This is a genomic window from Amycolatopsis sp. NPDC006125 (genome assembly GCF_040614195.1).
GTDB lineage: Bacteria > Actinomycetota > Actinomycetes > Mycobacteriales > Pseudonocardiaceae > Amycolatopsis_E > Amycolatopsis_E tucumanensis.
Genome location: NZ_JBEXTZ010000036.1, coordinates 19,716 through 40,323 on the forward strand (window position 1 = coordinate 19,716; position 20,608 = coordinate 40,323).

The following is a 20,608-nucleotide window of genomic DNA, read 5'->3' on the forward strand; positions in this document are numbered from 1 at the left end:
ACCAGTTTGGGATGCACGTCAGCGGACGACGGCCTGGGCCTTCCCGAGCACCGTCTTGCCGTCGAACTTGGCCGTGATGTCCACGCGGGCGGTGCCGTCCTCGCGGACCTCCGCGACCTTGCCGGTGAACTCGACGTCCGCGCCCTCTGGCGAGACCACGACGGGCCTGGTGAAGCGGACGCTGTACTCGACCAGCTTGCCCGGGTCGCCGAGCCAGTCCGTGACGAGCCGGCCGCCCAGCGCCATCGTCAGCATCCCGTGCGCGATCACGTCCGGGAGCCCGACCTCCTTGGCGAACCGCTCGTTCCAGTGGATCGGGTTGAAGTCCAGCGACGCGCCCGCGTACCGGACCAGCTGGTCGCGTGTGACGTGCACCTGCAGCGGCGGCAGCTCGGTGCCCTTCTCGTACGCCATCAGGCCCCCTCTCCCCGCACGACGAGCTGCGCGCGCGTCGTGCACACGAGCTGACCGTCGGCGTCGACGACCTCGCCGCGCACGGTCAGGAAGTCGTTGCCAGCCCTGGCCATGATGTCCTCGACCGTCGTGGTGATGCGGAGCCGGTCGCCGGCGTGCACCGGGCGCGTGTAGCTGAAGGCCTGGTCGCCGTGCACCATCCGGCTGTAGTCCAGCCCCAGCTCCGGGTCGTTCGCGATGGCGTTGATCGCGTCGAGGTTGATCACCGTGAGGAAAGTGGGCGGCGCGATGACGTCCGGGTAGCCGGTCGCGCGGGCCGCCTCCGGGTCCGTGTAGAGCGGGTTGGCGTCGCCGATCGCGGCGGCGAACTCGCGGATCTTCTCGCGGCCGACTTCGTAGGTTGAGTCCGGCGGGTACGTCCGCCCGACGAACGAGGGGTCCAAAGGCACCCGAGCAGCCTACCCACCCGGCGAGCGTGGACAGCGCCGTCGGGTTGCCGGTGCGTGACGGCCCCGCGCCGTCGGGCAGGGGACAGCGGCTGACCTCCTCGCGGAGGGACCGCAGTCCCGCTTCGCCGGTGATCCGGACCTGGCGCAGCAGCCCGGTCGAGGACCCGCGAGCGGCGCGAGGTCGAGCTGGCCGACCCGGCGCTGCCGCCGGGCCGACGGCGCTGGGGCACGCGATCTTCGGCGCCGTGATGCTGTCCGGCGGGCTCTACCTGGCCGGGCCCCGGAAAGCACGAAGGCCGCTCCGGCGAACCGGAGCGGCCTTCGTCGAAACCTGGGGTGCTGGCGTCAGCGGGTTTCCTTGTGAACCCGGTGCGTACCGCAGTTCGGGCAGAACTTCTTCATCTCCAGGCGATCCGGGTCGTTGCGCCGGTTCTTCTTGGTGATGTAGTTGCGGTGCTTGCAGACCTCGCACGCCAGCGTGATCTTCGGTCGCACGTCGGTGGCAGCCACAGCAAAGCCTTTCTCTACACAACGAACCCCCCACAAAGGCGACTTAAGATCTCAAGTCGCCCGGCGTGGGGGTCCAGGGGGCTAGCCCCCTGGCGGGGGTCCGGGGGTCCGACCCCCGGTGCAATGGCGAAGCGGACTCGGCTCACGCAGTCTGTGAGCATAGCTCGCCCATCCGCGTAGCGGTGGCCGGACTTGAACCGGCGACACAGCGATTATGAGCCGCTTGCTCTACCGACTGAGCTACACCGCCTTGACCGGCCTTCAGGCTCCCCCGCCGAAGCGGAGCGGCCTGCTGACCACCGAGCCCCAATACGGAATCGAACCGTAGACCTTCTCCTTACCATGGAGACGCTCTGCCGACTGAGCTATTGGGGCGAGTTCCAACGTCTGAACGTTGAAGCCTCGAAGAGATTACATCGTCCGCCGGAGGGGTCGCGCAGGGGGGTCCCTTTTACGTCAGGAGCGTCAGCACCGTCTCCATCTTGCGCCCCACCGACCGGGCCGTCCGGGCCTGCAACCAGGCCTCCAGGCGGTCCTCGGCCAGCGGGCGGGAGATCAGGTAGCCCTGGGCGACGTCGCAGCCCATCGCCTCCAGCTGGTCCCGCGCGACGTCCTCCTCGACGCCCTCCGCGACGACCGCGAGGCCCAGCGAGTGGCCGAGCTCGACGATCGACCGGACGACCGCCAGGTCGCCGAGGTCCGTGCCCATGCCGAGGACGAAGCTCTTGTCGATCTTGACCTCGTCCACCGGCAGCTGCCGCAGGTAAGCCAGCGACGAGTAGCCGGTGCCGAAGTCGTCGACCGCCAGCACGATGCCGTGCGCGTGCAGTTCGCGCAGGATCGGCAGCGCCTTCTGCGGATCGGCCATCACGCCGGACTCGGTCAGCTCGAACGTGAGCAGCTCGGGCGGCACGTCGAACTTCCGCAGCGCCTCCACGACCTTCGCCGGGAAGTCCTCGTCGGCCAGGTTGCGCACGGACAGGTTGACCGCGACGGAGATCCGCAGCCCCTCGTCCATCCACTTGCGGACCCGGATCAGCGACTGCTCCAGCACGAAGCCGGTCAGCACGCCGACCAGGCCGGCGGCCTCGACCGCGGGCACGAACTCGTCCGGGTCGAGCCGGCCGAACTCGGGGTGCTGCCAGCGCACCAGCGCCTCCACGCCGAGGACCTGCTTGCTCGGCAGCGACACCTTCGGCTGGTAGTGGACGCTGACCTGGCCCTCCTCGATGGCCTGCCGGAACTGGGTGACCATCTGGAACCGGCGCAGGAAGATCTGGCCCATGCTGGGCACGTACCCGCGAACCTCCTCGCCGCCGCGGGTGGCCCGCACGGCGACGTCGGCCCGCTGCAGCAGCGCGTCCACGTCGCCCGGGTCGAGGGTGTCGTCGTCGGCCGTGGAGGCGTAGCCGACCATCGCGTTCGCCTCGACCGTCAGCCGGTCGACCGGGTACGGCACGGACAGCTGCGAGCGCAGCCGCTCGGCCGCTTCGTGCACCCCCTGGCCGCGCACGCCGGTGAGCAGCGCTGCGAACGACGCGCCCTCCAGGCGGGCCAGCGGCACGTCCGGGCCGAGCGCGTCACGCAGGCGGCGCCCGGCGGCGACCACCATCCGGTCCGCCCACGCGTAGCCGAGCGCGTCGCTGACCGCGGAGAACACGTCCAGGTCGATGCGCAGCACCGCGGCGTCGGCGGAGGCGCTGTGCTCGGCCAGCGGCTCGCGCGCGACCTGCCGGAAGCCGGGCCGGTTCAGCAGGCCGGTGAGCGGGTCGTGGTAGGCGTCGTGGCGCAGGGTGGCGAGCAGGCGGCGGTTGTCCAGCGCGGTCGCCAGGTGGCTGGCCATGGTGCCGAGCAGCTGGACGTCGTACTTGCCGAAGCCGCGCCAGCGGGACAGCCGGTCGTGCGCCTCGACCACGCCGAGCAACTGGTTCGCGCTGCGCAGCGGCACCACCAGCGCCTCCTGCGCGCCGCGGTTGAGCAGTCCGCCCGCGATGTCGCTGTTGGCCTCGGTGATGCGGAAGTGCCGCACGTGCGAGCCGGGCAGCCGCAGCATCGGGTCGTCGGCGGGCAGTTCGGCCGACGGCATCGGCTCCCCCGCGACGACCGCGCGCATGTCCGCGGTCGGCTCCAGGCGCAGCCGCAGCACCACGCGGCCCGCGGAGAGCTGGTCCTTGATCCGCTCGGCGATGGTCTCCCACTCGCTGACGTTCACGCCTGCCGCGAGGTCGTCGGCGCCGCTGGCCGGGCGCGCGGCGGCCTGCTGGCCGGAGCGCGCGACCATCAGGCTGACGTCGGAGAGCGCTTCCATGTCCCGCTGCTCGCGCAGCAGGTCGGAGTAGGCCCAGTAGAGCGCGGACAGCCCGGCGAAGACGGCGAGCACCAGCGGCCACGCGTTGGCCGTGCCGGCGATCACCAGGTAGCCGCTCAGGCCGACCGAGGCGTTGACGAACCCGACGACCAGGATGCGGCCGGTGAGCCGCAGCGCGGTGCCGATCCGCATCCGGCGGCGCAGCACCCGGACGGCGGCCAGCGCCAGCAGCGTGCTGGTCAGCGGCGCGGTCAGGGTGCCGGCGAGGGCGGCAGGCCACGTCATCTCGGTGGTGCCCATGATCCGCTCGACCAGGCCGGCCACGGCGAACGCGCTGGTGATCTCCAGCAGGAACGCGCCTGCGTTGTAGAGCACGCGCCCGGAGACGCGGCGGACCACGAGCGTGCTGATCCCGGCGACCAGGTGCGCCGCGAGCACCACTTCGAACGGCGCCACGAAGAAGCCGATGACCAGCGGGATCTCGGTGAACGAGATGGTCCAGGAGATGCCGGACCGGACGTCGACGTTGATGCCGAGCTGCTCGGCGAGCAGGAACGACAGGGCCAGCACCGGGCCGATCCACCACAGCTTCGCCGAGCCGTGGAACGGCAGCCACAGCGACACGGCGGCGGCGGTCAGCACGCCGACGGAGAACACGGTCAGCGTGTAGACCCGGAAGCGGCGCTCGTCCGCCCGCGCCTCGGCACCACCAGAACCGGCGGCTGCCGCCGGGATGGGGCCGTCGGGCCTGCCATCGGAGTCCGGCATGCAACCTCCTTCCACCCATTCGCCCCAGCGCGCACGCCTGCACCCACTCGCGCACGAGACGGTGATCTCGGTGCGAATGAGGGGATCACTGTACCCCGGAGGGCGTACTTCAGCCTCTTTCCGGCCGCCATGACATCACCCCATAGTTAACAACGTGCCAACTACGGTGACCAGCGGAGACTTACGGGTGAGCGAGATCTTTCCGGCGATCGCTCCCGGTAGTCGGCGTTAAGCGTCACGCCCGGCTACGACGAGTTCCCCGCGAGCCGTCGCGCTGCACTCCTCCGCATTGATCGCGATTCAATCGAGATCGGGATTACCGGAAGCGATGACTGAGCGTGGTTTCCCCGGTTACACCCGGGAAAACGTTCCCGGCAATGCGACGATCATCTCAGTCCCGGCACCTGGAACCGCTGCCGGACGTGCCCCGGTTTATTCCCGGAAGCCGTCCGCTCCAAGCGAACTACCTGCGGAAACAAACCCGGCCGCCAGAAAGTTGAGCTAGGCAGACTCAACCAGGTAGGGAGCAACAAGATGACCGACACCAGGCTCCTCCCCGTACTGCCCCTCGACGACGACGTCGTGCTGCCCGGCATGATCGTCCCGCTCGAGCTCGACGACGCCGAAACTCGCGCCGCGGTCGACTCCGCGCAGAGCGGAACGTCACGAGTGCCGAGCTCGTCCTTCCCGGGCATTCGGTCGCTGCCGTCCACGCAGGCCGAGGTCCTGATCGTCCCACGGGTGCACGGGGAGTACGCCGAGCTGGGCGCCGTCGCGACCATCGAGCGCGTCGGCCGGATCCCCGGTGGCAAGGCCGCCGTCCTGCTGCGCGCCACCCGGCGCGCCCGCGTCGGCGAGAACGGCGACGGCCCCGGCGCCGCCCGGTGGGTGTACGCCGAGCCGGTCGCCGAAGTCGTCGGCGAGCAGGCGCGCGCGCTGGCCGCCGAGTACAAGACCGTCGTGATCTCGATCCTCCAGCAGCGCGGCGGCTGGCAGATGATCGACGCGGTGCAGCAGGTCGACGACCCGTCCGCGGTCGCCGACCTCGCGGGCAACTCGCCGTTCCTGAGCACCGACCAGAAGCTGGAGCTGCTGGCCACGCTCGACGTCGCGGCGCGGCTGGAGAAGGCGCTGGAGTGGAGCCGGGAGTACCTGGCCGAGCTCGAGGTGACCGACACCATCCGCAAGGACGTCGCCGAGGGCATGGAGAAGCAGCAGAAGGAGTTCCTGCTGCGCCGCCAGCTGGAGGCGATCCGCAAGGAGCTCGGTGAGCTCGACGGCACCGCCGACCAGGACGACTACCGCGCCCGCGTGGAGCAGGCCGACCTGCCCGAGCACGTCCGCACGGCCGCGCTGGCCGAGGTGGACAAGCTGGAGCGCACCTCCGACGCCTCGCCGGAGGGCGGCTGGATCCGCACCTGGCTGGACACCGTCCTGGAAATCCCCTGGAACGATCGAACCACCGACGTCCACGACATCGCGGCCGCGCGAGCGGTGCTCGACGCCGACCACGCGGGCCTGGACGACGTGAAGGAACGCATCATCGAGTACCTGGCCGTGCGCGCCCGTCGCGCCGAGACCGGCCAGGGGCAGGTGGGCGGCCGTCACTCCGGAGCCGTGCTGGCGCTGGTCGGCCCTCCCGGTGTGGGCAAGACCTCGCTCGGCGAGTCGGTCGCGAAGGCGATGGGCCGGAAGTTCGTCCGCGTCGCGCTCGGCGGTGTCCGGGACGAGGCGGAGATCCGCGGCCACCGGCGCACCTACGTCGGCGCGCTGCCCGGCCGCATCGTCCGCGCCATCAAGGAGGCCGGCTCGATGAACCCGGTCGTGCTGCTGGACGAGGTGGACAAGGTGGGCGCCGACTACCGCGGCGACCCGACCGCGGCGCTGCTGGAGGTCCTCGACCCCGAGCAGAACCACACGTTCCGCGACCACTACCTCGAGGTGGAGCTGGACCTGTCGGACGTGGTGTTCCTCGCCACGGCCAACGCGCTGGAGACCATCCCCGGCCCGCTGCTGGACCGGATGGAGCTGGTGACGCTGGACGGCTACACCGAGCACGAGAAGGTCGTCATCGGCCGCGACCACCTGCTGCCGCGTGAGCTGGAGCGGGCCGGCCTGGGCCGGGACGACGTGCGGTTCACCGACGCGGCGCTGAGCCGGATCGCCGCCGAGTACACCCGCGAGGCGGGCGTGCGCAACGCGAACCGGACCATCGCGAAGGTGCTGCGCAAGATCGCGACCAGGGTCGCGCTGGACGAGGCGACGCTGCCGGTGACCGTCGACGCCGCGGACCTGGAGGGCTACCTCGGACGTCCGCGGCACCTGCCGGAGTCGGCGCTGCCCGCGTCGACGCAGCGGACCGCGACCCCGGGCGTGGCGACCGGCCTGGCCGTCACGGGCGCGGGCGGGGACGTCCTCTACATCGAGGCGTCGCTGGCCGATCCCGAGTCGGGCAGCTCCGGGCTCACGGTCACCGGGCAGCTGGGTGACGTGATGAAGGAGTCGGTGCAGATCGCGCTGTCCTACCTGCGGTCCCGCGGCGCCGAGCTGGAACTCCCGGTCGGCGACCTGAAGGACCGGGGCGTGCACGTCCACGTCCCAGCGGGCGCGGTGCCGAAGGACGGGCCGAGCGCCGGGATCACGATGACCACGGCGCTGGCGTCGCTGCTGTCCGGCCGCGTGGTGCGGTCCGACGTGGCGATGACCGGCGAGGTGTCGCTGACCGGCCGCGTCCTGCCGATCGGCGGGGTCAAGCAGAAGCTGCTGGCCGCGCACCGGGCCGGGATCAAGACCGTGATCATCCCGCAGCGCAACGAGCCGGACCTCGACGACGTCCCCGCGGACGTGCTGGCCCAGCTCGACGTGCACCCGGTGTCGAACGTCCGTGAGGTCCTCGACCTGGCGCTGGCGCCGGCCACCACCCCCGTGGCCCAGGCCGCCTGACGCCCCCGAGCGGAGCCGCCCTCCCCTGCCCCCAGGGAGGGCGGCTCCGTGTTCACGTCCGGACGCGGTCACGCAGCCGGGTGATGACGAACACGGCGAGCGCGATCGCGACGGCGCCGATCACCGCGTACTGGAAGAAGCCGGCGTAGCGGTCCACCACGTGCCAGTTCGCGCCGAGCAGGTAGCCGGCGACGACGAAGATCGTGTTCCAGATCAGGCTGCCCAGCGTGGTGAGCACGAGGAACCGGCCGAACGGCATCCGCTCGATCCCGGCGGGCAGGGAGATCAGGCTGCGGAAGATCGGCACCATCCGGCCGAAGAACACCGCCTTCGTGCCGTGCTTGGCGAACCACGCCTCGGTGCGGTCGAAGTCGGAGGCCTTGACCAGCGGGATGCGCAGCAGCAGCGCGCGGGTCCGGTCGCGGCCGAGCAGCGCGCCCAGCCAGTAGACGACGACGGCGCCGGCCACCGAGCCGAAGGTGGTCCAGGCCAGCGCTTCGAGCAGGCTGAACGTGCCCTGGCCCGCGGAGAACCCGGCGAGCGGCAGCACCAGCTCGCTCGGGATGGGCGGGAAGAGGTTGTCCAGGCCGACGATGATGGCCGCACCCGGTCCGCCGAGCGATTCCATGAGCGAGACGGCCCAGCCGGCGAGTCCCCCGAGCGGTTCGGCCTGTGCGAGTTGGAGATCCATACTTCGAAGCTAGGTTTTCGGGCGGCGTCCAAACATGGGGCGCGGCACCCGATCATCCTGCGGAAAACCTCAGTACCGGCCTGCCGGAACCCCGCTAACCTCGGGTTGTGCCCACAGTGGACCTGCGCCGCGCGATGCGGGTGACGGCGGGGCTGGCGCTCGGCGCGCTGAGCGCGTTCGCCGAGGTGGCCTTCGTCGTCTTGGCGACCCTCGCCCTCGCCGTGCCCGCCGCGCGCCCCGCCGTGTTCCGGGCCACGCGCTGGTTCGCCGAGCGGGAACGGTCGCGGCTTCGGCGGTACCTCGACTACCCCACCTCGGACGACTACCGCGACTCGCGGGCGCTGCGGTACCTGGCGTCCCGCAGCGTCGCGGGCGGCCTCGGCGCGGGGGTCTTCGCGTTGATCGGGCTCGGCCTGGCGACGGCCGTGATCACGGTGTGGCGGCTGGTGAGCGGGCAGCCGCTCGGCGACGACCAGGACTGGTACGACGTGCCCGGGCTGCTGCTGATGGGCGCGTTGCTGGTGTTCCTCGCGGTGCAGGGGCTCATCGGGGTCGGCGCGCTGGAACGCACGCTGGCGCACCACTTCTTCGGTCCCACCAAGCAGGAACGGTTGCAGCGGCGGGTCGACGCGCTCACCCACAGCCGCGCCGAGGTCGTCGAGGCGGTGAACGACGAGCGGCGGCGGATCGAACGCGACATCCACGACGGGGTGCAGCAGCGGATCGTGTCGCTGGGCATGCTGCTCGGCCGCGCCCGCCGCGCGAAGGACCCGGAGCGGGCGGAGGCGCTGCTGCGGCAGGCGCACGAGGAGACGCAGCTGGCGCTGCAGGAACTGCGGGACGTGGCGTGGCGCGTGTACCCGATCGCGCTGGACGAAGGCGGCCTGGGCACGGCGCTGGAGGCGCTGGCCGAGCGGTCGAGCCTGCCGGTCGCGCTCTCGTACACGCTGGAGGAGCGGTTGGATCCGGCGACCGAGACGGTGGCGTACTTCGTGGCGTCGGAGGCGGTGACGAACGCGATCAAGCACGCGGCGGCGAGCCGCATCGAGATCGCGGTGGCGCGGACGGGCAGGATGGTCGGCGTGACGATCACCGACGACGGCGTCGGCGGCGCTCGGGTCGCGGGCAACGGGCTGTCCGGCCTGGCCAGGCGGGTCGGCGCGGCCGATGGCGTGTTCACTGTGGACAGTCCGGCCGGCGGGCCGACGGTCGTGCGGGCGGAGCTGCCGTGCGCGTGATCCTGGCCGAGGATTCGACGTTGCTGCGGGAAGGCCTGATCCGGCTGCTCGCCGAGGAGGGCCACGAGGTGCTCGCCGCGGTCGGCAACGCGACGGAGCTGCTCGACGAGGTGTCCCGGGAGCAGCCGGACGTGGTGGTGACGGACATCCGGATGCCGCCCGACCACACCGACGAGGGCCTGCGGGCGGCGCTGGAGATCCGGCGGCGCTGGCCGGACGTCGGGGTGCTGGTGCTGTCACAGTACGTGGAGAAGCGGTACGCGACGGAACTGATCACCGACGACGGCGGGCGGGTCGGGTACCTGCTCAAGGACCGGGTGATGCAGGTCGGCGAGTTCCTCGACGCGCTGGAGCGGGTCGGGTCCGGCGGGGCGGCGTTCGACCCCGAGGTCGTCCGGCGGCTGCTGGCGCGCACCACGCACGCCGACCCGCTCGCGACGCTGACCGCCCGGGAACGCGAGGTGCTGGCGAAGATGGCCGAGGGGCACACGAACGCCGGCATCGCGGCCGAGCTGTACGTGTCGCAGTCCGCGGTGGAGAAGCACGTGAACGCGATCTTCGACAAGCTGCGGTTGAGTCATACCTCCGGGTACAGCCGGCGGGTGCTGGCTGTTTTGCGGTACTTGGGTTCGTAGGCGCTACTTGGGTTCGTAGGCGCTACGCGCGTATCTGCGCTGCGCGCGGCTGGAAGCGCCGGCTTCGCTTCGCTACGCCCGGATCTGCCCCTTCCGAACCCGATCTTTCAGTGTTCGGTTGCCGAGACACCGCGTCAAGCCGGGAAAGCGTGGCTTGACCCGGTGGCTCGGCAACCGATTTGGCTGGGGATCGGGTTGCGGGAGGGGGGTGGCTCGGAGGGGTTGGTGCGTGGGGTTGCCGGGTGGCTGTTGGGTGGGGGTGACGGGTGGCTTCGCGCGGTGGGTTTCCGGGCGCTGCCGGATGACGCTCGCGCGGGTGCGCGGTGCGACTCATGGGGTGACGGGTGGCTTCGCGCGGTGGGTTTCCGGGCGCTGCCGGACGACGCTCGGGCGGGCGGGCGGTGCGACTCGTCGGGTGACGGATGGCTTCGCGCGGTGAGTTTCCGGACGCTGCCGGATAACGCTCCGGCGGGTGCGCGGTGCGACTCGCGGGGTGACGGACGGCTTCGCGCGGTGAGTTTCCGGACGCTGCCGGACGACGCTCCGGCGGGTGCGCGGTGCGACTCGTGGGGTGACTGGCTTTCGTTGCCGGGTTCCTGGTGGTGAGCGGGGTTTTGCTGCCGGTAGTCTCGATCTTGAGCCTGTTTTGTCCGGATCCCCAGGAGGAACTGTCCATGTTCAAACGGATGCTCAGCGCCTTCGGCGTCGGTGGGCCGTCGGTCGACACCGTGCTCGACTCGGGCCACTCGGCGCCCGGTCAGGTGGTCACGGGGCAGGTCCGGATCCAGGGCGGCAGCGCCGACGCGGCCATCGACCAGGTCGTCCTGTCGCTGGTCACGCGGGTCGAGATCGAGCACGGCGGGCACGAGTCCGCGGCCACCGGGGAGTTCCACCGCCAGCTCGTGCAGCAGGGCGTTCGGGTGCCGTCCGGTCAGCTCGTCACCGTGCCGTTCGAGCTGCGCCTGCCGTGGGAGACGCCCATCACCGCGGTCGGTGACTCGCTTCTGCACGGCATGGCCGTGGGCGTGCGGACCGAGCTGGTGATCTCGGGCGCGCCCGACAAGGGTGACCTCGACCCGGTCCACGTGCACCCGCTGCCCTCCCAGGACCGGGTGCTCGACGCGTTCGGGCAGCTCGGGTTCCGGTTCCGCAACGCCGACGTGGAAGCGGGCCGCCTCTACGGCGTGCGCCAGGAGCTGGGCTTCTACCAGGAGCTCGAGTTCTTCCCGCCGGCCGAGTTCGCCGGGCGGATCAACGAGGTCGAGCTGACCTTCGTCGCCGGGCCGCACGACCTCGCCGTCGTGCTCGAAGCTGACCGGCGGGGGCGCTTCATGCAGGCCGGCGGCGACTCGTTCGGCCGCTTCCAGCTGTCGCACCAGGACGCGGAGAACGCCGACTGGGCCGCGCTCATCGGGCAGTGGCTGACCGAAGCCGCCCAGCGCGGCGGGCACTCCGCGTTCGGCAACCCGGCCTTCGGCGGCCACCACCCGGGCCACCACGGCCACCACGGTCACGGCCGCGGCATGGGCGTCGGCGGCATGGTGGCCGGCGCGGCGGCCGGTGTCGTCGGCGGCATGATCATGGGCGAGATGCTGGAAGAGGCCTTCGAGTTCGACGGCGAGGAGTGAGTCACCGCACCAGCCCATTCACCGGACCACGAAGTTCGCCATCATCATCATGTCCTCGTGTTCGAGGTTGTGGCAGTGCAGGACGTACTTCCCGCGATAACCCTCGAACCGGACGAGCACCTCGGCCTGGTCGCCGTTGCCCAGGTCGACCGTGTCCTTCCAGCCGTGCGCCGTGCCCGGCACCTGGAACGGCGCGAGGTGGATGTGGATCGGGTGCGGCACGTTCTGCGCCCGCAACCGCCACAGCTCCACCGTGCCCAGTGCCGGCTCGGCCACGACGCCGTCCGCGCTGAACGGCATCCCGTTGACCGTCCACAGTGTCATCCCGTGGTGCTCGGCCCCGCCGCGGCGGAACGTGAACTCGCGTTCCGCCACGGCATCCGAGCGGGACAGCGGCCGTACGTCGGCCAACCGGTCCGGGATGGCGCTGTCGTCGCGCGCCCGGCGGGTCACCACGAACCGCATCACCCGCGCTGTGCCGCCGTCGCCGAGCCGGTTCACCAGCGTCACCTCCTGGCCGGGCGAATACGCCGAGAAATCGATCACCACGTCGTACCGTTCGGCCTGCGCGATCTGCAGCCGCTCGTGCCGGACCGGCGCGGCCAGCAGCCCCTGGTCGCCGCCGATCTGTGTGAACCCGGGCCCCGGCGGGTCCAGCGCGAGCCGGTAGCGGCGGGCGTTGGAGGCGTTGAGGATCCGGAACCGGTAACGCGCGGCCTCGACCTCCATCACCGGCCACAGCGCGCCGTTGACCAGGATGCAGTCGCCGAGCACGCCACTGACGAAGTCGCTGGTCACGCCCGGCTGCCGGAGCAGTGACGGGTCGATCGACGGGTAGGCGAACGAGCCGTCCGCGGCGAACGACCGGTCGGTGATCATCAACGGCACCTCGCGCTCGCCGCGCGGCAGGGGCAGCGCGTCCTCCTCGTCGTCACGCACCAGGTGGAACCCGGCGAGCCCGCGGTAGACCTGCGGGCCGGTGAAGTCGGCCCGGTGGTCGTGGTACCAGAGCGTGGCCGCGGGCTGGTCCAGCGGATAGACGTACTCCCGGGCGGCGCCGGGCGCGACCAGGTCGAGCGGGTAGCCGTCGTGCTCGGGCGGGGTGCGGCCGCCGTGCAGGTGCACCACCACCGGCACGCCGAGCTCGTTGCGGTGCCGGACGACGGTGGTCTCGCCGCGGCGGGATTCGATCGTGGGGCCGGGGAAGATCCCGTCGTACCCCCAGACCGTCGTGCGCAGCCCGGGCAGGATCTCCACCTCGGCGGCGCGCTGGGTGATCTCGTAGTGGCCGGGGCGGACCGGCCGCAGCACCGGCGGCACCGGCAGCGGCACGGTGAACGGCTCGGGCAGTTTCGCCGCGCTGCGCAACAGGGTGCCCGCGCTGGACTCGGTCTCGGTGTTCGCGCCGCCGCTCGAACAGCCCGCCACGAGCAGGCCGGCCGCGGTGACACGGAACAGGTCACGCCGGGACAGGTTCACCGGTTCCGCCTCCGCTGGTCGATCAACACGGCGGCGACGGCGCCCGCGACGGCGAGCAGTTGCGGCCCGAACCCGATCACGAACGTCCAGGGCGCGTCGACCTGGCCGTCCCGCGCGGCCAGCCGTCCGACGAGTTCGCTGAAGACCAGAAAGCCCACCGCGAGGCCCGCGAACAGGCCGAGGATGGCGACACCCAGGGTTCTCATGCGAGCCGAAACTAGGCAGGTCCGCGCCACCCGTCGTCCGTCCGCAGGCGATCGCACAGTCAACATCCGGCGACTGTGCGCGGGCCCGGACCTGGCTATTCTCGGGACGTGAGCGAGCGAAAGCGGGTGCTCGCCGACGCCGCTCTGGGGGTCGCGACCTCCACCGTGGTGGCCGTCGCCATCGCGATAAACCTCGGCGGCGCACGGGCCCCCGACCCGGTGGCGTATCTGTTCGCGGTGTGCCTCGGCGCGCTGATGCTCGTGCGCCGCCGCTTCCCGGTGCTGGCGCTGGCCGCGACCGCGGCCGGGCTGCTCGCCTACCACGCGGCCGGCTACCCGCCGGTCGGGCTCGCGCTGCCCGTCGCGGCCGCCCTGTTCTCCGCGGCCGAGGCCGGCCGGGCACGCGTCGCGGCGGTGACGGCGGCGGGGTTGGTGCTGGTCAGCACGTTCTTCCGGTTGCGGCAGGGGGAGGACCCGGACTACCTGCTCGGGTTCGAGCTCGCCTCGACGGTGGGGCTGATGCTGAGCGCGATCGCGCTGGGGGCGTTGCGCGCCGAGCAACGCCGCACCGCGCGGCAGGCCGCCGTGGAACGGGAGTGGGAGGCCAGGCGGCGGGTCGAGGAGGAACGCCTGCGCATCGCGCGGGACCTGCACGACGCCGTCGGGCACACGCTGGCGGTGGTGTCGGTGCAGGCCAGTGTCGCCGCCGAGGCCCTCGACGACGACCCGGACGCGGCCCGGTCCGCGCTGGCGACCCTCCGGCTGGCCGCCGACGGAGCCGCCCACGACCTGCGGACCACGCTCGGCCTGCTGACCGACGACACCGGCCGCGCCCCGGCAGGCAGCCTGCGCCACCTCGACGCGCTGGTGACCGCCACCGTCCGAAGTGGTCTGGAGGTGACCGTGTCGACCGAGGGTGAACCGGTCGCGTTGCCCGCTGCCGTGGACACCACGGCGTACCGGATCGTGCAGGAGGCGCTGACCAACTGCCTCCGTCACGCCCGGGCGAGCAAGGCGGAGGTGCGGCTGCGCTACGAACCGGGCCGGCTGCGGATCCAGGTCTGCGACGACGGCGCCGGCGCCGAACTGCCTGCCCGTGGTGGCCGCGGTCTGGACGGCATGCGGGACCGGGCCGAGCTGCTCGGCGGTTCGGTGACGCTGGAGTCCCGCCCTGGCGCGGGTTTCCGGATCGACGCGAGCCTGCCGGTGGAGCGGCGATGATCCGCGTCGCGCTCGCCGACGACCAGCACCTGATGCGGGCCGGCCTGTCCGCGCTGCTCGCCCGCGCCGACGACATCACCGTCGTGGGCGAGGCCGCCGACGGCGCGGAAGCGGTGACGCTCGCGCTCACCGCGCGGCCGGACATCGTGCTGATGGACATCCGCATGCCCGGCGTGGACGGCATCGAGGCCACGCGGCGCATCGTCGCCGACCCGCGGTTGCGCGCCGTGCGGGTCGTCGTGCTGACCACCTTCGACACCGACGAGCACATCCTGGACGCGATCCGCGCCGGCGCCTCGGGGTTCCTGCTGAAGAACACCGAACCGGACGACCTGCGGGCCGCGGTGCGGACGGTCGCCGCCGGTGACGCGCTGCTGTCGCCGTCGGTCACCCGGCGCGTGATGGCGGCGGTGGCGCACGGGCACCGCACCGACCCGGCGCGGCTGGCGCGCCTGACCGAGCGGGAACGGGAACTGCTCGCCGAGGTCGCCGCGGGCCGGTCCAACGACGAGATCGCCGGGCGGCTGTTCCTGAGCCCGGCCACCACCCGAACCTACGTGAGCCGCCTGCTGTCCAAACTGGACGCGCGCGACCGCGCCCAGCTGGTGCACATCGCCTACGAGTCCGGCCTGGTCCGCCCCGGCGACCCCGGCCGGTGACCGCAGCCGCGCCACCCCGGCGCGGCGACGCCGGTCAGCACCACGTCGACCACCTGCTCCGCCAGGAGATCGGTGACCGGCAGGTGTCCGAAGAGGACCCGGTAGTAGGTGGTCGAGGCGAGCATGTCGAGCACGAGGTCGAAGTCGAGGTCCGGGTCGAGGTCGCCGCGCTCGATGCCCCGGCGCAGCGCCTCTGCGGTGGACGTCCGTCGCGTGTGGAAGTAGTCGCGCAGGAACACCTCGGCGAGTTCCGGATCGTCGGCGAGGTCGGCGACCAGCGCGGGCAGCACGCGCCGTCCGATCCTGGTGGTGAAGGCCTCGCTGAGCGTCCCGATCCCCGCGATCAGATCGCAGCGGGTGCACCCGGTGTCCGGCGTGGGCACCGCGCCGACCGTGGCCACCAGCGCGTCGACGACCAAGTGTTGCCGTCCCCGCCAGCGGCGGCGTAGCGCGGGTTTGCTCGTGCCCGCCCTGCTCGCCACCGCCTCCAGGGTGAGCGCCGCGTAGCCCACCTCGTTCAGCAGGTCCACCGTCACTTCGCGGACGGCTCCGTCGATGCGCTCGTCGCGTGGCCGTCCGGCCCGAGTGCTCGTCACAGCCGTCACCCTAGCACTTCCATTTCGTTCCGGTACGGAACATAATCGCCGTCATGACCCTCTCCTCGGCTGCCGAGGGTGTGCTCTCGGCCCGCTACCGGGCCCGCACCGTCGGCATCGTGCTCACCGTCGGACTGGTCGCGCTCGAATCCCTCGGGGTGGCGACCATCCTCCCGGACATCTCCCGCCTGCTCGGCGGCCTCGGCTCCTACGGCTGGGCGCTGGCCGCGCTGATGCTCGCCAACATCGTCGGCACCGTCCTCGCCGGTCACGCCGCCGACCGGGGTGGAGCGGCCCGTCCGCTGGCCGCCGGGCTGGTCGCGTTCGCACTGGGCAGCGCGCTGGCCGGCCTCGCCCCGTCGTGGCCGCTGTTCCTGCTCGGCCGGTTCACGCAGGGCCTCGGGGTCGGCGCGGTGATGGCGATGGCCTACGCGCTGATCGGGCTGGTCTACCCCGAACGGTTGCGCGCGCGCATGTTCGCCCTGCTGTCCTCGGCCTGGACGATCCCGTCGCTGGTCGGGCCGGTCGTCGCGGCGGCGGTGGCGAGCTCGGCAGGCTGGCGGTGGGTGTTCCTCGCCATGATCCCGCTCACCGGGGTCGCGGCTTGGTGCACGCTCCCCGGACTGGCACGGCCGGCCGCCACAACCTCGGAGTCCTCTCGGTGGCGGCCGCTCGTCAGCAGCGTCGCGCTCGCCGCAGGCACCGCGATCCTGTTGGCCGCACTGGAACTCCACACGGTCGCGGTGCTGGTTCCGCTCGCCGCCGCCGGGTTCGTCCTCGCCGTGCTGGCGCTGCGGCAGGTCACCCCGGCCGGGACGCTCGTCGTCCGGCGCGGGGTGCCGGCCGGGGTGGTCGTGCGGTTCCTGCTGTGCGCGGTGTACTTCGGCACCGAGGCGTTCCTGCCGCTGGGGCTGACCGAACTGCGGCACGTGAGCGCGTTCGAGGCCGGGCTGGGGCTGTCGGCCGGGGCGCTGAGCTGGGTGGCCGGATCGGCGGCGCAGGCGAAGTGGGACCGCAACCGGCGGGTGGCGGTGGCTCTGGGTTTCGCGGTCCTGGTGGCCGGGGTGGCGGTGCTGGCCTACGGCGTGCTCGTCGGCCCCGGGCTGGTCGCGGTGCTCGGCTGGGTGATCGGTGGGGCAGGCATGGGTGTGGCGTTCAACGCCGCCACCACCGAAACCCTCGGCCGCGCCGCGGACGGGCAGCAGGGCTCGGTCAGCGCGGCGCTCCAGCTGGCGCAGACCCTCGCCACCGCTGTCGCGAGTGGACTCGGCGGCGCGCTCATCGCCGCCGAAGGCGCGGCACCGGCGGCGTTCCTCGCGGTCTTCGCCGGCACCGCGGCACTCGGCCTCGCGGGCGTCGTGGCGGCACGGCGGATCACTATGTGACACAGATCTCCCCCGCCCGGAGCTTGCCGAGGCGATCACCGCTGTATTAGCACTCTTAGGAGGAGAGTGCTAATTGCATAGACGGTCCGAGGAGGCAGCTTGAGCAGCGCGCACCGCCCCGCGTGGAAAGCCCGATCTGTTTCGCACGCCGCCGTGCGACGGAACGATCCCGACCGCCCGCTCCGCGTGGCGATGGTCGTCCCGCCCTACTTCGACGTTCCTCCGAAGGCCTACGGCGGGGTGGAGGCGGTGGTGGCCGACCTCGCGGACGCCCTCGTCGACCGCGGGCACCACGTCACCCTGATCGGCGCGGGGCGTCCCGGCACGAAGGCGCGGTTCGTCCCGGTGTGGGACCGCACCGTGCCGGAGCTGCTCGGCGAGCCCTACCCGGAGGTCATGCACGCCATCGCCGCGCGCCGGGCCGTGCAGCGGCTCGCGGCGACCGAGGGCGTCGACGTGGTGCACGACCACTCGCTGGCCGGCCCGCTCAACGCCCCCGCCTACGGTGTGCCGACCGTGGTGACCGTACACGGCCCGGTCGGCGAGGACATGGCGCGCTACTACACCGAACTGGGCGACGACGTGCACCTGGTGGCGATCAGCGACCGGCAGCGCGAGCTGGCGCCCGGCCTGAACTGGATCGGCACCGTCCACAACGCACTGCGGCTGGCCGACTGGCCGTTCGAGTCCGAAAAGGACGACTACACGTTGTTCCTCGGCCGGTTCCACCCGGACAAGGCGCCGCACCTGGCGCTGGAGGTCGCGCACCGGGCCGGGCTGCGGCTGGTCCTGGCCGGAAAGTGCGCCGAGCCGATCGAGAAGGAGTACTTCGAGCGGGAGGTCCGGCCGCGCCTGACCGACAACGACCACGTGTTCGGCGTCGCCGACGCGACCGCGAAGCGTGAGCTGCTCGCCAAGGCCCGCTGCCTGATCTTCCCCATCCAGTGGGAGGAGCCGTTCGGGATGGTCATGATCGAGGCGATGGCGTGCGGCACGCCGGTGGTGGCGCTGCGGTCCGGCGCGGTGCCGGAGGTGGTCGTGGACGGCGTCACCGGCCTGGTGCGCGACGACCCGGCCGACCTGGTGCAGGCCCTGCACGACGTCCGCCACCTCGACCCGGCCAAGTGCCGCGCGCACGTCGCCGAGCACTTCGACGTCGGCGGGCTGGGCGCCGGTTACGAGGCCGCGTACCGGCGGGCGGTCGAGGTCAGCAGGCTGCGGCGCGACTACGCCGCCCTCGACTCGGCGCTCGACCGCGCCTACGACCAGATGGACAACGACGGCCCCACCCTGCAGCCATCCGGAGGACGGCCATGACGCCGGAGGCGTTCAACGCGGGCGAGCCGGTGCCCGTGACCAGCGCGGGCGGCACGGTCACGCTCGTCGAAGGCAGCACGTTCTGCCTGTCCGGCACGAACGGCGACATCCAGCCGGGCACCTCGCACGGCCTGTTCTTCCGGGACGCGCGGCTGATCTCGCGGTGGGAGCTGCGGCTGGACGGGCAGTCGCCGCACCCGCTGTCGGTCATCTCGCCCGAGGCCTTCGCGGCGCAGTTCGTGCTGCGCCGCAACCCCAAGCCGGGCCAGGCCGACAGCACGCTGCTGCTGGTGCGGGAGCGGCTGGTCGGCGACGGCCTGCGGGAGACGATCACACTGCGGAACCTGGGGCGGGAGAACACCGTCGCGACGCTGACCCTGCACGTCGACGCGGACTTCTCGGACCTGTTCGCGGTCAAGGAGGGCCGCCCCGCGCACGGTGGGGCGGACGCCACCGTGGCCGGCTCGGAACTGTTGCTGCGCGACCGGACCGACGGCTCGCGCGGCCTGTCGGTGAGCGCCACCGCGGACCCGCTGGCCGCGCCCGGTGTGCTGAACTGGCGGGTCGTCGTGCCCGCCCGCGGCGAGTGGTCGACCGAGATCGTGGTGCAGCCGACCGTCGGGAACCGGCGGGTGCGGCCGCAGTTCGACCGCGGCGAGGAGGTCGAGGCGAGCGGCCCGGCGCGCAAGATCCGCGCGTGGCGCGACGTGAGCACGATGATCGCGGCCGACGACCCGGTGCTCACGCAGGTGCTGCAGCGCACCGAAAGCGACCTCGGGGCGTTGCAGATCCACGACAGCAGCCAGGACGGACGGCCGTTCGTCGCGGCGGGCGCGCCCTGGTTCATGACGTTGTTCGGCCGGGACAGCCTGCTCACCGCGTGGATGGCGCTGCCACTGGACGTCGGTCTCGCGCTGGGCACGCTGGAGACGCTGGCGGAGCTGCAGGGCAAGCGCGTCGACCCGCTGACCGAGGAGGAACCCGGCCGGATCCTGCACGAGCTGCGGCTCGGGCCGGACAGCGACCAGGTGCTCGGCGGCAGCCACTACTACGGCACGGTGGACGCGTCGCCGCTGTTCGTCATGCTGCTGGCCGAGTGCTGGCGCTGGGGCGCGGGCGAGACGGCGGTGCGAGCACTGCTCCCGGCCGCCGACGCGGCGCTGGAGTGGCTGGAGCGCTACGGCGACCGCGACGGCGACGGGTTCGTCGAGTACCGGCGCGCGACCGACCGGGGCCTGCTCAACCAGGGCTGGAAGGACAGCTTCGACGGCATCAACGACGCGGCCGGGCGGCTGGCGACCACGCCGATCGCGTTGTGCGAGGTGCAGGGCTACGCCTACGCGGCCTGGCTGGCGCGCGCCGAACTGGCCGACGCGTTCAACGACCCGGCCACCTCGGCGCGCTGCCGGGAGCGGGCCGAGCGGTTGCGGGAGCGGTTCGCCGAGGCGTTCTGGCTGCCGGAGCAGGGCTGGTACGCGGTCGCGCTGGACGGGCGCAAGCAGCCGCTGGACGCGCTGACCAGCAACACCGCGCACTGCCTGTGGTCCGGCATCGCGACCGACGAGCACGCCGCGGTGCTGATCGAGCGGCTCAGCCGCCCGGAGATGGACAGCGGCTACGGGCTGCGGACGCTGTCCTCGGCGATGGGCGCGTACAACCCGATGAGCTACCACAACGGCTCGGTGTGGCCGCACGACACGGCGATCGCGGTGGCCGGGCTGCTGCGGTACGCGCACCTGCCGGGCGCGGTGGACCTGGCGCAGCGGCTGGCGACCGGGCTGCTCGACGCGGCGGCTTCGTTCGGCGGGCGGCTGCCCGAGCTGTTCTGCGGGTTCTCGCGGTCGGAGTTCAGCCCGCCGATCCCGTACCCGACGTCGTGTTCGCCGCAGGCCTGGGCGAGCGCGGCGCCGTTGCTGCTGGTGCGGTCGTTCCTCGGGCTCGAACCACACGTGCCGCAGCAGCGGCTGGTGGTCCGCCCGCACCTGCCGGGGCAGTGGGGGCGGGTGCGGTTGTCGGACCTGCGGCTCGGTGAGCTGACCGTGCACGTCGAGGCAGATCACGAAGTGGCCAAGGTTCGGGGGCTGCCGGAGGGCTGGGACCTGCGTCTAGCTGGGTGAACGGCGTTCGGGGGTGATCCGCGTCGCACACTGCGGGGTTGATT

Annotated in this window: 17 protein-coding genes and 2 tRNA genes; 9 read left to right on the top strand and 10 right to left on the bottom strand. The window is 72.2% G+C overall.

Features of this window, described 5'->3' with window-relative positions; all coding sequences use genetic code 11:
• Nucleotides 1-18: 18 nt before the first annotated feature.
• The 6 genes from ABZ193_RS19810 to ABZ193_RS19835 form a co-directional block, all read right to left on the bottom strand.
• Nucleotides 19-414, bottom strand: a complete 396-nt coding sequence (locus ABZ193_RS19810) for a MaoC family dehydratase (protein ID WP_123684010.1) — start codon at nt 412-414, stop codon at nt 19-21.
• The gene (locus tag ABZ193_RS19815) at nt 414-863 is read right to left on the bottom strand and encodes a MaoC family dehydratase N-terminal domain-containing protein (RefSeq protein ID WP_354710920.1); all 450 of its coding nucleotides are present in this window, start codon (nt 861-863) and stop codon (nt 414-416) included. The genes ABZ193_RS19810 and ABZ193_RS19815 overlap by 1 nt, the downstream gene beginning before the upstream one ends.
• A 345-nt stretch (nt 864-1,208) precedes the next feature.
• Entirely contained in the window at nt 1,209-1,373 is a 165-nt protein-coding gene (rpmG, locus tag ABZ193_RS19820; protein ID WP_005453176.1) for a 50S ribosomal protein L33, read from the bottom strand.
• A gap of 177 nt (nt 1,374-1,550) precedes the next feature.
• Nucleotides 1,551-1,623 (bottom strand) — tRNA-Met (locus tag ABZ193_RS19825).
• 52 nt (nt 1,624-1,675) lie between these two features.
• Nucleotides 1,676-1,748: transfer RNA gene (locus tag ABZ193_RS19830), tRNA-Thr, on the bottom strand.
• A gap of 76 nt (nt 1,749-1,824) precedes the next feature.
• Nucleotides 1,825-4,449 carry an EAL domain-containing protein gene (locus tag ABZ193_RS19835; RefSeq protein ID WP_020417533.1) on the bottom strand — a complete coding sequence of 875 codons (2,625 nt, stop codon included), beginning with the start codon at nt 4,447-4,449 and terminating at the stop codon, nt 1,825-1,827.
• A 534-nt stretch (nt 4,450-4,983) separates the two neighbouring features.
• Here ABZ193_RS19835 and lon point away from each other — a divergent pair.
• Complete coding sequence (lon, locus tag ABZ193_RS19840) at nt 4,984-7,392, top strand: endopeptidase La (RefSeq protein ID WP_354710922.1); 2,409 nt, start codon at nt 4,984-4,986, stop codon at nt 7,390-7,392.
• A gap of 52 nt (nt 7,393-7,444) precedes the next feature.
• Here the strand turns inward: lon and ABZ193_RS19845 are convergent, their stop codons facing one another.
• Complete coding sequence (locus ABZ193_RS19845; protein WP_237338068.1) at nt 7,445-8,083, bottom strand: DedA family protein; 639 nt, start codon at nt 8,081-8,083, stop codon at nt 7,445-7,447.
• Nucleotides 8,084-8,199: 116 nt separating this feature from the next.
• Between ABZ193_RS19845 and ABZ193_RS19850 the strand changes: the two genes are divergently transcribed.
• From ABZ193_RS19850 to ABZ193_RS19860, 3 genes are all read left to right on the top strand, one after another.
• A complete protein-coding gene (locus ABZ193_RS19850) occupies nt 8,200-9,321 on the top strand; it encodes a histidine kinase (protein WP_354710944.1) in 1,122 nt (373 codons plus the stop codon).
• A complete protein-coding gene (locus ABZ193_RS19855) occupies nt 9,312-9,956 on the top strand; it encodes a response regulator transcription factor (RefSeq protein ID WP_237338069.1) in 645 nt (214 codons plus the stop codon). Before ABZ193_RS19850 ends, ABZ193_RS19855 begins: the two co-directional genes overlap by 10 nt.
• Before the next feature lie 674 nt (nt 9,957-10,630).
• Nucleotides 10,631-11,584 (top strand): sporulation protein, encoded by a 954-nt coding sequence (locus ABZ193_RS19860; protein ID WP_354710923.1) that lies wholly within the window; start codon nt 10,631-10,633, stop codon nt 11,582-11,584.
• An 18-nt stretch (nt 11,585-11,602) separates the two neighbouring features.
• Here the strand turns inward: ABZ193_RS19860 and ABZ193_RS19865 are convergent, their stop codons facing one another.
• On the bottom strand, nt 11,603-13,063 hold the full coding sequence (locus ABZ193_RS19865) for a multicopper oxidase domain-containing protein (protein WP_354710924.1): 1,461 nt from the start codon (nt 13,061-13,063) through the stop codon (nt 11,603-11,605).
• Complete coding sequence (locus ABZ193_RS19870; protein ID WP_020417526.1) at nt 13,060-13,269, bottom strand: DUF5957 family protein; 210 nt, start codon at nt 13,267-13,269, stop codon at nt 13,060-13,062. Before ABZ193_RS19870 ends, ABZ193_RS19865 begins: the two co-directional genes overlap by 4 nt.
• A gap of 108 nt (nt 13,270-13,377) precedes the next feature.
• Here ABZ193_RS19870 and ABZ193_RS19875 point away from each other — a divergent pair, with 108 nt between their 5' ends.
• Entirely contained in the window at nt 13,378-14,490 is a 1,113-nt protein-coding gene (locus ABZ193_RS19875; protein ID WP_354710925.1) for a sensor histidine kinase, read from the top strand.
• Nucleotides 14,487-15,149, top strand: coding sequence for a response regulator transcription factor (locus tag ABZ193_RS19880; RefSeq protein ID WP_020417524.1), 663 nt, complete (start codon nt 14,487-14,489; stop codon nt 15,147-15,149). Before ABZ193_RS19875 ends, ABZ193_RS19880 begins: the two co-directional genes overlap by 4 nt.
• On the opposite strand, the gene ABZ193_RS19885 is transcribed toward ABZ193_RS19880, so the two are convergent.
• A complete protein-coding gene (locus ABZ193_RS19885; protein ID WP_354710927.1) occupies nt 15,107-15,745 on the bottom strand; it encodes a TetR/AcrR family transcriptional regulator in 639 nt (212 codons plus the stop codon). The two genes, ABZ193_RS19880 and ABZ193_RS19885, sit on opposite strands and share 43 nt — an antisense overlap.
• 53 nt (nt 15,746-15,798) lie before the next feature.
• Here ABZ193_RS19885 and ABZ193_RS19890 point away from each other — a divergent pair, with 53 nt between their 5' ends.
• From ABZ193_RS19890 to ABZ193_RS19900, 3 genes are all read left to right on the top strand, one after another.
• Entirely contained in the window at nt 15,799-17,130 is a 1,332-nt protein-coding gene (locus ABZ193_RS19890) for an MFS transporter (protein WP_354710929.1), read from the top strand.
• Nucleotides 17,131-17,283: 153 nt separating this feature from the next.
• On the top strand, nt 17,284-18,447 hold the full coding sequence (locus ABZ193_RS19895) for a glycosyltransferase family 4 protein (protein WP_354710930.1): 1,164 nt from the start codon (nt 17,284-17,286) through the stop codon (nt 18,445-18,447).
• Nucleotides 18,444-20,564, top strand: a complete 2,121-nt coding sequence (locus ABZ193_RS19900) for a glycogen debranching N-terminal domain-containing protein (protein WP_237338076.1) — start codon at nt 18,444-18,446, stop codon at nt 20,562-20,564. Before ABZ193_RS19895 ends, ABZ193_RS19900 begins: the two co-directional genes overlap by 4 nt.
• The last annotated feature ends 44 nt before the right edge of the window (nt 20,565-20,608 follow it).